The 13149-nt window shown below is 64.7% G+C and carries 11 protein-coding genes; 10 read left to right on the forward strand and 1 reads right to left on the reverse strand.

Annotated elements, in window-relative coordinates; translation table 11 throughout:
- Positions 1–42 precede the first annotated feature (42 nt).
- The 6 genes from H9K76_RS01120 to H9K76_RS01145 all read left to right on the forward strand — a co-directional run bounded on the left by H9K76_RS01120 (position 43) and on the right by H9K76_RS01145 (position 7105).
- Positions 43–1635, forward strand: a complete 1593-nt coding sequence (locus H9K76_RS01120; protein WP_187597784.1) for a rhodanese-like domain-containing protein — start codon at positions 43–45, stop codon at positions 1633–1635.
- An 83-nt stretch (positions 1636–1718) separates the two neighbouring features.
- A complete protein-coding gene (locus tag H9K76_RS01125; protein WP_425489716.1) occupies positions 1719–2672 on the forward strand; it encodes a Bug family tripartite tricarboxylate transporter substrate binding protein in 954 nt (317 codons plus the stop codon).
- Positions 2673–2736: 64 nt separating this feature from the next.
- Complete coding sequence (gene metC / locus H9K76_RS01130; RefSeq protein WP_187597786.1) at positions 2737–3942, forward strand: cystathionine beta-lyase; 1206 nt, start codon at positions 2737–2739, stop codon at positions 3940–3942.
- A gap of 66 nt (positions 3943–4008) precedes the next feature.
- Positions 4009–4986: a Bug family tripartite tricarboxylate transporter substrate binding protein gene (locus tag H9K76_RS01135; RefSeq protein ID WP_187597787.1), complete on the forward strand. Its 978-nt coding sequence runs from the start codon at positions 4009–4011 to the stop codon at positions 4984–4986.
- 18 nt (positions 4987–5004) lie between these two features.
- Positions 5005–6018, forward strand: a complete 1014-nt coding sequence (locus H9K76_RS01140; RefSeq protein ID WP_187597788.1) for a M14 family metallopeptidase — start codon at positions 5005–5007, stop codon at positions 6016–6018.
- A gap of 430 nt (positions 6019–6448) precedes the next feature.
- Positions 6449–7105: a hypothetical protein gene (locus H9K76_RS01145; protein WP_187597789.1), complete on the forward strand. Its 657-nt coding sequence runs from the start codon at positions 6449–6451 to the stop codon at positions 7103–7105.
- Between the two features lie 22 nt (positions 7106–7127).
- Here H9K76_RS01145 and H9K76_RS01150 read toward each other — a convergent pair whose 3' ends face one another.
- Positions 7128–7355 carry a hypothetical protein gene (locus tag H9K76_RS01150; RefSeq protein WP_187597790.1) on the reverse strand — a complete coding sequence of 76 codons (228 nt, stop codon included), beginning with the start codon at positions 7353–7355 and terminating at the stop codon, positions 7128–7130.
- A gap of 306 nt (positions 7356–7661) precedes the next feature.
- On the opposite strand from H9K76_RS01150, the gene H9K76_RS01155 reads away from it, so the two are divergent.
- The 4 genes from H9K76_RS01155 to H9K76_RS01170 are packed head-to-tail and all read left to right on the forward strand — an operon-like array spanning position 7662 to position 13145.
- Positions 7662–9341, forward strand: coding sequence for a serine hydrolase domain-containing protein (locus tag H9K76_RS01155; RefSeq protein WP_187597791.1), 1680 nt, complete (start codon positions 7662–7664; stop codon positions 9339–9341).
- On the forward strand, positions 9338–11731 hold the full coding sequence (locus tag H9K76_RS23640; protein WP_187597792.1) for an alpha/beta fold hydrolase: 2394 nt from the start codon (positions 9338–9340) through the stop codon (positions 11729–11731). The genes H9K76_RS01155 and H9K76_RS23640 overlap by 4 nt, the downstream gene beginning before the upstream one ends.
- 40 nt (positions 11732–11771) lie before the next feature.
- Complete coding sequence (locus H9K76_RS01165; protein WP_187597793.1) at positions 11772–12686, forward strand: MotA/TolQ/ExbB proton channel family protein; 915 nt, start codon at positions 11772–11774, stop codon at positions 12684–12686.
- A 30-nt stretch (positions 12687–12716) separates the two neighbouring features.
- The gene (locus H9K76_RS01170; protein ID WP_187597794.1) at positions 12717–13145 is read left to right on the forward strand and encodes an ExbD/TolR family protein; all 429 of its coding nucleotides are present in this window, start codon (positions 12717–12719) and stop codon (positions 13143–13145) included.
- Positions 13146–13149 lie beyond the last annotated feature (4 nt).

Here is a 13149-nt window from a genome sequence, read left to right on the forward strand (position 1 = left end):
CGCGCGGGCGGAGCCTTGTCCGAAATTTTCGAACGCAGTGCAATGACTGAATCCATTTCCCCATCCACGCTGAAGAACTGGCTGCACGACGGCCGGGAGATCGCCGTCTTTGACGTGCGCGAGCACGGCCAGTACGGCGAATCGCATCTTTTCTACGCCACGCCGCTTCCCTTCAGCCGCCTTGAAGTGGATGTGCTTCGCCTCGTGCCGCGCAAGCAGGTGCGCGTGGTGGTCTACGACGGCGGCGACGACGGAACCGCGGGCGTGGCACAACGCGCAGCGGCGGCGCTCGAGGCGCTGGGCTATACCGATGTGTACGTGCTCGAAGGCGGGACCGCGGCATGGCGCAAGGCCGGCTATGTCCTGTTCGCCGGCGTGAACCTGCCATCCAAGACATTTGGCGAACTGGTGGAGCATGCCTACGGCACGCCGCGCATCACCGCGAAGGAACTGGCCGCGAAGCAGGCATCCGGCGAGCCGCTGGTGGTGCTGGACGGTCGCCCGATCTCCGAGTTCCACAAGATGAGCATTCCGGGCGCCATCTGCTGCCCCAATGGCGAACTGGCCTATCGCATTGATCGCCTGGTGCCTGACGCGAGCACGCCCATCGTCATCAACTGCGCGGGGCGCACGCGTTCGATCCTGGGCGCGCAGACGCTGATCAACCTGGGCATTCCCAACCCCGTCTATGCGCTCGAAAACGGCACGCAGGGCTGGTACCTGGTCGACCTGCCGCTCGACCACGGCAAGACCCGTCACTACGCGCCGGACTCCGGAAGCGATGCACTCAAGCCCTCTGCCGCCCGGCTGGCCGAGCGCTTCCAGGTGCCCTTTGTTGACGCGGCGACAGTGAAGCAGTGGGAGCAGGACACGTCGCGTACCCTGTTCCTGTGCGATGTGCGGACACCCGAAGAGTTCAAGGCCCGCACGCTGCCCGGCGCGCAGCTCACCCCGGGTGGCCAGCTGATGCAGGCGGCCGACCAGTACGTGGGCGTGCGCAACGCGCGGCTGGTGCTCTTTGACAGCGACAACGTGCGCGCTGCCGTGGTGGCGAGCTGGTTGCGCCAGATGGGGCACGACGCGAACGTGCTGATCGGCGGCCTGGACAGCGGCCTGGATCTCGCGCCAGCGCAGACACCGCGTGCGCCTTCGCTGCCGGAAATTTCAGCGGAAGAACTCCGTCAACGCCTGCTTCGCAACGAAGCCGTCGTGGTCGACCTGCGCGCGAGCATGAAGTACCGCGCTGGGCATGTCCCCGGTGCGATCTGGTCGATCCGCCCCCGGCTGGTGCAGGACCTGCAGGGCGAGACACGCTCCATCGTGCTGGTTGCCGATGAGCCCGCCGTGGCGCAATGGGCGTCGAGGGAGTTGGGCACAAGCGCTGCCTTGCTGGCCGGCGGCATGGAGGCCTGGGTGGCATCCGGCCAGCCGCAGGAAAGCTCCGCCCACGTTCCACCCGATGCCAGCTGCATCGACTACCTGTTCTTCGTGCACGACCGCCATGACGGCAACAAGGAGGCCGCGCGCCAGTACCTGGCATGGGAAACCGGGCTCGTGCAGCAACTCGATGCCCGGGAGCTCGCCGAGTTCCACCTGCCGCACGCCACGGGCGAGGCAGAGGTTTCACCCGGCTGATACCCCACTACCGCCTCGCCGCTTTCAGATATCAATACAAGGAGACAAACATGCGTGCCATCCGTTCGATCAGCGTGACTTTGATGGCGGCCGTCGTAGCGACCGCCGCCTGGGCCGAGCCACTCGCCAAGGTGAATGGCTTTCCATCGCAACCCCTGCGCTTCATCTCGCCGTTTCCCGCAGGCGGCGGCAACGATGCAACGACGCGCTGGGTCACGACCAAGCTGCCGGAGGCGACAGGCCAGGCGGCCATCGTGGACAACCGCGGCGGAGCCGGTGGAAACATTGGCGCCAAGGCGGTGAGCGAGGCCAAGCCCGACGGCTATACCCTGCTCACCGGACAGGTCTCGCTCATGGCGGTGAACCCGACGCTGTACAGCGCACCGGGATTCGATCCGCTGAAGAACTTCATCCCGATCACGCAGGTGAATGCAGCGCCCCTGGCGATCGTGGTGGCGGCATCTTCGCCGTTCAAGAGCTTCGCCGATCTGGCCGCGCAGTCGAAGGCCACGCCCGACAAGGTCATCTTCGCCACGCCGGGCAACGGTACGCTGTCGCATCTGGTGGGCGTCGTGCTGTCCAAGGAAAAGGGCGTTCCGATGACGCACGTGCCCTACAAGGGCGCGGGCCCGGCCATCAACGATCTGATGGGCCGGCAGGTGGACGTGCTCATCACCTCGACATCGTCGGTCGCGGGAATGATCCACAGCGGCCAGTTGCGGGCGCTGGCCGTGACAAGTCCCCGGCGCACGGGCGTGTTCAGCAAGGTGCCGACGCTGGAGGAAATGGGCATGCCCAACACCACGTTCGAGGACTGGTACGGCTTCTTTGCTCCCGCCGGCACACCGCCCGAGCGCGTGGCCTATCTGAACGAATCCATCGTGCGTACCCTGAAGACGCCGGAAGTCACCAAGCTCGTCGTTGACGGAGGCAGCCAGGTGGTGGCCAATACGTCGGCGGAATTCACCGAGCAGCTCAAGCAGGACATCAAGCGCTGGAGCGACGTCGTGAAGCTGTCGGGCGCCAAGCTCGATTGATGTTGCGGGTGGCTGCGGCATCGGAGAACGACATGCATGCAGCCACCGGCAGGAAAGAGAGATCATGAAACAAGAGAACGACAAGCCGATCGCCACCGCGTTGCCCACGCGGCTGTCGCACATGGGCAAGTCGCCCGCATTCGCGGGCGGCTCCGCGGTCAATCCTCCCATCGTGCGTGCCAGCACCGTGGTGTTCGACGACACGGCGCACCAGCGCGACATGCGTGCGCGGCGGGGCAAGGAGCGCATCTTCAGCTACGGTGCGCGCGGCACGCCCACCAGCTTTGCGCTGGAGGATGCGGTGAGCGAGCTGGAGGGCGCGTATCGCACGCGCCTGCTTCCCACGGGGCTCGCGGCCATCGGAATGACGCTGCTCAGCTACCTCAAGCCCGGCGACCACGTGCTGCTGTCGGACAGCGCCTATCAGCCGGTGCGCCACATCACCGAACAGTTTCTGCGCCCCTATGGCATCGAATTCAGCTTCTTCGCCGCCGACGGCAGCGATGCCGAGGCCAGGATGCAGCCCAACACCCGCATGGTCTACGCGGAGTGCCCCGGCTCGCTCGTCTACGAGATGTGCGACCTGCCCGCACTTTGTGCGATGGCGCACGCGCGTGGTGCGATGGTGGCGGTCGACAACACCTGGGGCTCCGGCGTGCAGTACCGGCCGCTCGCACTGGGGGCGGACGTATCGGTGATGGCCGCCACCAAGTATCTCTCCGGGCACTCGGACGTGATGATGGGAACCGTGGCCACGACCGAGGCGATGTGGGAGCCGCTCGCGGAGCGCTGCGATGCCTTCGGCATGACCGTGAGCCCCGACGATGCATGGCTGGTGCTGCGTGGCCTGCGCACGCTGTCCGCACGGCTCAAGGTGCATGAACAGCACGCGCTCGAGGTGGCCGAATGGCTGGGAAAGCAACCGTCGGTGCGCACGGTGTTCTGCCCCGCATTGCCCACGCACCCCGGCTACCACATCTGGCTGCGCGACTGCGATGGCACCAACGGCCTGGTCTCCTTCGAGCTGCCGGTGAATACGCCGGCAGACAAGGTGGACCTGCTGATCGATTCGTTGCAGCTGTTCGGACTGGGTGCCTCATGGGGCGGTTATGAAAGCCTGGTGACGCCCGCCGCGATGACGCAGGCGCGCAGCGTGACGGATTGGAGCGCGCGCGGCCCCGTGATTCGCCTGCATATCGGGCTGGAAGACCCGAACGATCTCATCGCCGATCTCGCGCAGGCCTTTGCTGGCGCGCAACTTGCTGAATGATCCGGGGAGCGTGTTCGCTCCTCGCATCCATCCTTTCTTCATTCCATACTGGCAGCGGGGTAACTCATGTTGAAGCTTTCCATCAAGACCATTCTGTTGAGCGCAAGCGTGCTGGGCGCGGGCGTCATGCAGGCCGCTCAGGCGGCCTATCCCGAGCGGCCGATCACCATCACGGTGCCATTTCCTGCGGGCGGTGGCGTCGACGTGGTCGGTCGCCTGTATGCCCAGGACATCACGCAGAACGGCGGTGCCAACATCATCATCGACAACAAGGCCGGCTCGGGCGGCATCATCGGGGTGGGCGCGGTGGCGCGTGCCAAGCCCGACGGCTACCAGTTCGTGATGGGCAGTCCCGGCAACATCAGCATTGCGCCAAGCGCCTACAAGTCGCTTGCGTACAACCCGTCCAAGGACCTGAAGCCCGTGGCGATGGGCGTCCAGATGCCGCTGCTGCTGGTGACGCGTCCCGACGCGCCTTTCCATTCGGTGGCGGAACTGGTGCGCTACGGCAAGGAGCACCCCGGCGACCTGACCTATGGCTCCGGCGGAACGGGAACCTCCCAGCATCTCTCCGGTGCCATGTTCGCGCAGAAGGCGGCCATCGACGCGCGGCACATTCCCTACAAGGGGTCTTCGCCAGCGCTCACCGACCTGATGGGCGGCCGCGTCGACATCGCATTCCTCGACACCTCCGTCATCCCCAACGTGAAGGCCGGAAAGATCAAGCTGCTGGCGGTCACCAGCGCCAAGCGCTCCTCGCTTCTCCCTGACACGCCCACCATCGCCGAGGCGGGCGTTCCCGGTTACGAGGCGCTCAACTGGTATGGATTCTTCGCGCCCGCCGATACGCCGGCGGAAGCGGTGAACTGGCTCTACGGCAAGCTGAAGGCGGCCCAGGCCAACCCGGCCCTGGCCGAGAAGTTCAAGACGCAGATGGTGGAGGTTCCTCCCGCCATGGACAGCGCCGCGTTCGGCAAGTTCGTGGAAGAGGACACCGCCAAGTGGACACAGCTCATCAAGTCGATGAACCTGAAACTCGACTGATTGCAGGAAGGCACTGACATGGGAATCATCAAGGACTTTCTCTCCGACCCGTCCGCGCCGGCCATCGGCCAGGGCGACATCCCGGTGGGCAGCATGTCTTCCGGCATGCAGATCTCGCTGCCTTACCTGGCGATTCGCGGCGCCAAGCCGGGCAAGACGCTGTGGCTGCACGGCCAGGTGCATGGCGATGAAATCAACGGCATGCTGGCGGCCCTGCGCTTCGCGCGCAGCCTCGATCCGTCGGCCATGACCGGCAACGTGGTCGTCACGCCGACCGGAAATCCCCATGCGCTCGACATCCGCCGCAAGCGCAATCCGTATGACGACCTCGATCTCGACCAGACCTATCCGGGCAATGCCCACGGCCTGATATCGGAGCGGCTGGCCCATGCGCTGATGCAGGAGATCCAGGGCACGGCAGACCTTCTGGTCAATCTGCACACGATGAATGCACTGTTCGATTCGCGTGTCTATGCGGTCTACAAGGTACACCCCGACAGCCCGCTGCCAGAAGCGCAGATGCTGCGCCTGATCAGCCTGTTCGAGCCTAACGTGGCCTGTCGCATGGATGTGGGCGGCAAGGGCGAGCTGCCCGGCAACATCGCGGGGGCGCTGGACTACCAATGCCTTGCATTGGGCATTCCCGCCTTCATGCTGGAACTGGGCGGCGGCAGCCGCTATGAAGCGCACAACGTGGCGCAGGCCGAGAAGGGCTTTGCACGGCTTGCGGCGCAACTGGGAATACTGCCCGCGCAAGCGGGCGACACGCCGCCGCCGAGCGTGCGCCGCGTGACCAAGCGCGGCTGGCTCACGTTCGCAAAAGGAGGGCTGTTCGTTCCCGAGGTGGAGGCGGGGTCCACGCTGGCTGCATCGACGGTATTGGGCCATTCCATCGATCTGTACGGCAATCCGCAGGAGACGATGCAACTGGCGCACGACGGCATCATCATTGGCCTGCGACGTGACCCGGTAGTGCATACCGGCGAGCGGGCGGCCTTTGTCGCGCAGCAATGGGATGAAGTGGTGTTCTGAGGTTCGCCAGAGGCACACGGGAAAAGCGGGCATGCCCGCTTTTTTCGCGGAATACCGGGGAGGATAGGTTTGCGTGGCGAATGAACGGGTGGCGCTTGCGGTGAAAGTCTTCGTGTGGAGGTGCTGATATGGCCCCTCATACTTTGTTGCAAAGGCTTGCCGTACATGAGTACTGTCTTCGCCTTTGCGTCGCGTCTGAGGGGCCATCTCAGCATTGGGGTGGACAGTTCAAGGCGGGCGCGCGCTGCTCGGGCTGTCGTTTGGAAAGCCTCGTGCCCACTCCGACAAGGCGTGATGGACCTTTTTCTTTTTGAGCCAGGTTTGCGAACTTCGTCATCGTGGCCGACAATCCGGCTGGATCGGAAATTGCAGGTGCGAAAAGCGCACGGGCAAGTTCTCCTTCTAAGCATGATGAAGCGCGGAGGTCGACATGAGGAAAGCCGTTTCCAGATTTCAGTTGATCGCAGCCGTCAGCGGCATGTGTGCTGTCTCGCTGGCATGCGCAGCTGATCCAGGGGAGGTTTCGAAGGCCCACATAACGGCAGGTACTGTAGGCTATCGAACGATCGAGGAGGCCATGGAGAAAGCGGGACTGCTCAAGTATCTGACTCCGGAAAACGATCAGGTGCGTTCCAAGGCGGGGGACAATACGCCAGCCCTGATCGAGGAGCTGGGCGAACACTATGCGGGCACGTGGATCGAGTATGACGAACACAATTCCGCGCATCAGATGGTTGCCGTTGCTGCTGATGTGGTACACAGCAAGACCCTCCAGGACGATCCCACGATAGGAGTGCTTCGCGTGAGATACAGCTTGAAAGAAATGATGGCTGTATATGAGCGGCTGTTGTATGAATACATGGTGGATTCACCTGCGCCGGTCCGCGTCACCTCCGCTTCGGTGACGTACCAGAAAAACATGATCGCTGTGCGTGTCAATCCTGGCGATGTCGACAAGGCGAGAGTCATGTTGACGAAGGCAGGGTTTGATATGGACATGTTCTATTTCCAGGAGGCGAGGGCGCCCGTTGCCCTAGCAGGTCCTGTCTATAGAGAAGAGCCTTCCTCTCTCGACGGTAAGCGTTGAGAGACGCACGGTCCTCGCTGCATCACTGATCGAGCCGGCCGGGCACCCTGAGCGGCCACATCAAGAAGCTGCTTCGCGATTCGGCCGGAGTATCGCGAGCTTCAGCGATACAGGCCAATATCATCGAAAGTGCGCTCGCGAGTTCCCACTTCGCATTGCCGCTCCCGGCAAGACAAGCCACATTCCTTGCAACGCCGTGCGTGGTGATCGGCTCGGCTGAATCAAGTTCGGCTTCGCTGCCCGTTGTCATTTCATCGCAGTTCCCCTTCGGAGCCCAACGTCATCTTCTGACAAGGCGCTTTCCCTGCAGGTACTGCGTCACCCGTCAGTCAGGCGCCCGCGTCCCAGCAGGGATCGGTAGAAACCATGAGTGGTGCAAAATTTTCCAATGAGATAATTTTCGTATTGGATAAATTTGACTGGCAGTAGCGATGTCCGATGGTGTGGCGGCGCAAGCCGTGGCCCGTGAGCGCGGGTTCCTGAAAGGTGTTTCGGTCGCTGACGTCAATGTGAACCCACCCCTTTCTCCTTGAAATCTCAGAAGGTCTTGAACGCCATGAACCACTCCCAGGCAGAAATATCCGCGATGGCCAGCGCGCACCTGAAAGCGCTGGACGCCTTGCTCGAGCCCTGCGACCGCACAGACAGTCCCGGTGCGATCGTCGCTGTTGCGCTTCATGGCCGGGTCATCTACCGCAAGGCCGTCGGCATGGCCAGCCTGGAACATGGCGTGGCGAACACGCCGGCCACGCGTGTGCGGATCTCCTCGACCAGCAAGCATTTCACCGCCATGGGCATCTTGCTGCTCGTGGAGGATGGACTGGTGCGTCTGGACGATCCGTTGCAGAAGCACCTGCCGGAGTTTCCGATGCTGAGCGACAAGGGGCCGACGATCGCGCACTTGCTGACGCACACGGGGGGCTGGCGCTCGTATGACGAGCTCTGGTCGATGAGCAACGGCCTGGTGTTCCATGAACCGGGCACTGGAATGCCGGCCATGCAGCGCCAGAGCGCGCTGAACTTCGAGCCGGGCACGCGCATGGCCTACAGCAACGGGGGCTACCACATGCTGGCGAAGATCATCGAGCGCGTGAGCGGTATGGGCTACAACGAGTTCCTGACCCGGCGCCTGTTCGTTCCGCTGGACATGCCGGATACGCAGTCGGTCCCCACCGACCATGACGTGGTCCGGGGGCTTGCCGACCGGTACATCCCCAAGGTGGGTGGAGGCTGGAGGCATGGCGTGTATCCATGCGAGCTGGAGGGAGGTGGCTCGCTGGTGTCCACCGTGGATGACATGCTGCGCTGGCTGGCACACCTGCGTGGTGACAGGAAGATCGTGGGCAGGCCCGGGACCTGGGCTTCGCTGCATGCGCCCACGACACTCGATTCCGGTGCGCAGGTGGCCTATGGCTTCGGCCTGTCGCGCCATCCCTACCGTGGCGTGGACATCATCCATCACTCGGGGGCTGTTCTGGGCGCTACGTCGCAGATGCTCACCGTGCCCAGCCATGGGCTCGACATCGTCATTCTCGTGAATGGTGCGCCGCTGCATCCCGGCGCTCTCGCGCTGAAGATCGTCGACCTGGTGCTGGGGGATGCGCTGCCCGAGAGGCATGAAGTCCGCCCGTCTGCCAGTGCCTTCCCCGCCATCGTGGGCAGGAACTATGCAGCGCAGGAGGAAGGGGGGCTGATCCGCTTCGGCGAGGCCGAGGAAAAGATCACGCTCTCCTGGCAAAGCGCCCCGGGCGTTCCCATGCACCACGCGGGGGACCGGGTCTGGGTCGGCGTGCAGGAGATCGCCATCAGCGACATGGAGTTCAGCGCATCCGCGGTGCAGAAGGCGCAGGCGCCGCACGTGCTGGAGGTGAAGGAGGCCGGTGTGGCGGTGAGCTACGAACTGTTGCCTGAGACACCACCCACCGCAGCAGAACTGGCGCCCCGGCTGGTCGGTTCATACCATGGCGCGGACCTGGATGCGACCGCGGAGATCACCTTGGCCGATGGCCGGTTGCAGGCCGCCGTGCGCGGTCGTTATGGCAGCGTCGAGGGCACGCTGGAGATTCTCTCGGACAGGGTCCTGAGTCTCGTATCGAGCGATGCGCTGCTGTCGCGCCTGGGCCGGGTCACGGTGTTTGTGGACTGTGACGATGCCACCGGCGCAGCCACGGGATTGCGCCTGTCGACGGCGCGCTCGCGCAACGTGTGCATGCACCGCATCGGAGAACGGAAATGAAGTTCTTCACGGCATTCCTGGCGACCGAGACGAATACCTTCGTGTCCGTTCCCACGGGCCGGGGCAGCTTCGAGGAGTACGGCATCTACCATGGCGATGCGAGCACCAGGGCGGCCAGGGGCTACGGCGTGTTTCCGCTGCGCCTGCGCGAGATGCTGGCGGCCGAGGGCCATCAGATGGTCGAGAGCCTTCTTGCGTTCGCCCAGCCGCTGGGCCGTACCGTGCGCAGCGTCTATGAGGAACTCCGCGACGAGATCCTGGACGACCTGCGCAGGGCGGGCAAGATCGACGGCGTGATCCTCGCGCTGCACGGCGCGATGGTGGCCGACGGCTACGATGATTGCGAGGGCGACCTGATCTCCAGGGTGCGCGCCATCGTGGGCCCCGAGGTGCCCATCGGCGTGGAGCTGGATCTGCACTGCCACTACACGCGGCTCATGCACGAGAGCAGCGACGTGATCGTCGCCTACAAGGAGTATCCGCATACCGACTCCATGGCGCGCATGATGGAGCTGGCGCGCATCGTGGTCGATGCGGCGGAGGGCAGCGTGAAGCCGGTGATGGCCGTCCACGACTGCCGCATGGTGGGCCTGTGGCACACCACACGCGAGCCGATGGCGGGATTCGTGCGCCGCATGATCGAGGCCGAGAAGATCCCGGGCGTGCTGTCGGTATCGCTGGGCCACGGCTTTCCATGGGGCGACGTGCCGGAGGCGGGCGCCAAGCTCTGGGTGGTGACCGACAACAACCCCGCGCTGGCGGCCACCGTTGCGCAGCAGCTCGGCAAGGAGTTCTGGGCCCTGCGCGAGGCGATCGGTGCCCCGGTCATGGCGCTCGAGCAGGCGCTTGCCCAAGCATCGCAGGTGCAGGGCGGTCCGGTCACCCTGGCCGATGTCGCCGATAACGCCGGCGGCGGTGCCACCAGCGACAACACCTACATCCTGCGCAACCTGATCGACAAGGGCATCGGGAGTGTCGCCATCGGCGCGTTCTGGGACCTGGGGGCGGTGCAACTGTGCAGCGATGCGGGCGTGGGCGCGACGTTCGAACTGCGCCTTGGCGGCAAGTGCGGCCCGGCCTCGGGCGACCCGGTGGACCTGACCGTCACGGTCATGGGTGTGCGGCACGACTACACGCAGTCCGGCCTCGAATCGGAGGGCGGAGTCCGCACGCCGCTGGGCACGAGTGCATGGGTGCGTGCGGCCAACGGCGTGGACATCGTCATCATCAGCCGCCGCAGCCAGACCTTCTCCCCGGACCTGTTCACGGGGCTCGGCATCGATCTTGCATCGAAGCAGCTGATCGTCGTGAAGTCAGCGCAGCATTTCCATGCCGCCTTCGCGCCGATATCGAAGAAGGTGCTCTACGTCTCCATTCCCGGAGCCAAGAGCTACGACTTTGCGAACCTGCCCTATCGCGCCCGAGACCTCAACTACTGGCCTCGCCTCGAGGCGCCGGATTTCACGGAAGGAGGTCCCGCGATGACCCACACACCTACCCGTGCAGCGGGTGAGTTCCACACCATTGATGGAATCAGGCTGCATCTTCAGCGCAGTGGTCCCATGGCGGGCACCACGGGCCTGCCCACCGTCGTGATCGAGGCGGGCGCGGGCACGGGTCAGGCGCTCTATGGCCGCCTGCAGCATGAGCTTGCCAGGAAATACAGCGTGGTGAGTTATGACCGTCCCGGCCTTGGATGGAGCGAGCGCGACAGCGCCGGTCCGATCGACGCCGTCAGAAACGCCAGAAGGCTGCATGCCCTGCTCGAAGCAGCCGGTATCACCGGGCCGATTGTCCTGGTGGGGCACTCACTCGGCGGCATGCTGTCCCGCGTCTACGCGGGCCTGTATCCCGACCAGGTGGCGGGCGTGATGATGCTGGATTCCAGCCACCCCGATCAGTCCTGGGAGCTGGTCGCATCGACGCAGGCGCTGCTGGAGGCCGAGCGGCAGAAGCGCATCCAGTTCCAGACGCAGGGCACCACGCCGGCGGAGCTGGCCATGATCCAGGCGATGTTCGGGGACCTGCCCCAGGTGATCGAACAGATGGTTGCGACCTACAGGCCAGAGGTCATCGATGCCGTGCTGGATGAACTCCGGGGCCTCGGGAACGTGGCAAGGCAGACCGCGGCCTCGCCCGCCCTGGGTGATCGCCCGATGGCGGTGCTGTGGGTGGCGACGCCGGTTCCCGCGGGCGCTCCCGACGCTCTGCGGGAAACGCAGGAAAAGTGGCCTGGGTTCCAGAAGGACCTGGCCGCGCTGTCGAGCCGTTCGCATATCGAGCAGATCCCCGAGGCCACGCACATGAGCATCGTAGTGATGCCCCAGTTCGTCGCGAGGATCGTCTCCGTGCTGGACGCCATGCTCGACCGATCCGTCGCGGCTGCATGAAGCCTGCCATCGAATGAATGATTAATTAGGAGACCTTTTCATGTTTGCACAACTCACCAAGCGGCTTCTCGCCGGTGTATCCCCCCTGGTCCTCGTGTTGGCGGCCTGCCTGTCCGGCGCTCCCGTCGCGGCAACGGCGCAGACCTCGGCCGCGCCGGCTGCCGCCACCGCATCCACCGCAACCACCGCGGCTGCCGCGGCTGCCGATGGCACGCCGGGCGAGCCGGTGGCGGCGGCTACGGCCGCATCGGCAACGGCGGCCGCAGTGGCTGCTGCACCCGCCGGGGCGTCGCATGCGGACAGCCCGTATGGCGTGGTGTCGCTGTGGAACCAGAGCGATCTGGTGGCCAAGGCCGTGCTCGCCATCCTGGTGCTGATGTCCATGAGCAGCTGGTACGTCATCGTGGTCAAGCTCGCCGAGCAGTCGCGCATGCGCCGCCAGGCACGCGCGGTCGATGGTTCGTTCTGGGAGGCCGGCAGCGTGAGCGCAGGCGCCGCGCAACTCGCGGAGGGCAGTCCGTTCCGCTTTGTCGCCGAGTCGGCGCTCAACGCCACGAAGAAGCATGACGGCCTGCGCGGCCAGGTGGATTTTGCGGACTTCGTGGACCTGAACATGCACCGTGCCACCGAGCGCGTGAACCGTCGCCTCTCCAACGGCATGTCCCTGCTGGCCACCGTGGGTTCCACATCGCCGTTCGTGGGCCTGTTCGGCACGGTCTGGGGGATCTACCACGCGTTGACGGCGATCGGTGCGGCCGGCCAGGCCTCGATCGACAAGGTGGCGGGCCCGGTGGGCGAGGCGCTGATCATGACCGCCATCGGTCTCGCCGTGGCCGTGCCCGCCGTGCTGGGCTACAACTGGCTGCTGCGCCGCAACGTCGGCGTGATGGACAGCGTGCGCGAGTTCAGCGGCGAACTGCACTCCCTGATCCTCTCCAGCAGTGCCAAGCGATAACGCGCTGCCGCGCTTGACGGGAGGTGAATCATGGGAATGAACATTGCATCGGCCGGCGGAGACGAGGAACAGGCGATATCGGCCATCAACACCACGCCGCTGGTCGACGTGATGCTGGTGCTGCTCATCATCTTCCTGATCACCATTCCGGTGGTGAACTACTCCGTGCCGGTCGACGTTCCAAAGGAGCGCAGCGAACGGCGCGAAAGCAAACCGGAGACCGTGGTGATTTCCGTCGATGCACGAGGAAAGCTCTATTGGTACGACACCCCGGTCAAGGACGTTCCCGCGCTGGTGCAGAAGCTCACCAGGGTGGCGGCCATGAAGCCCCAGCCAGAGGTGCACATCCGCGGTGACTGGCGCTCCGAGTACGAGCCGGTCGGGAAGATCATCTATGCGTGCCAGTCCGCGGGCATTGCGAAGGTGGGTTTCATCACCGAGCCCCCCGCGCGCAACTGAGGAA

The sequence above is a fragment of the Diaphorobacter ruginosibacter genome (genome assembly GCF_014395975.1).
In the GTDB taxonomy this organism is placed as follows: Bacteria; Pseudomonadota; Gammaproteobacteria; order Burkholderiales; family Burkholderiaceae_C; genus Diaphorobacter_A; species Diaphorobacter_A ruginosibacter.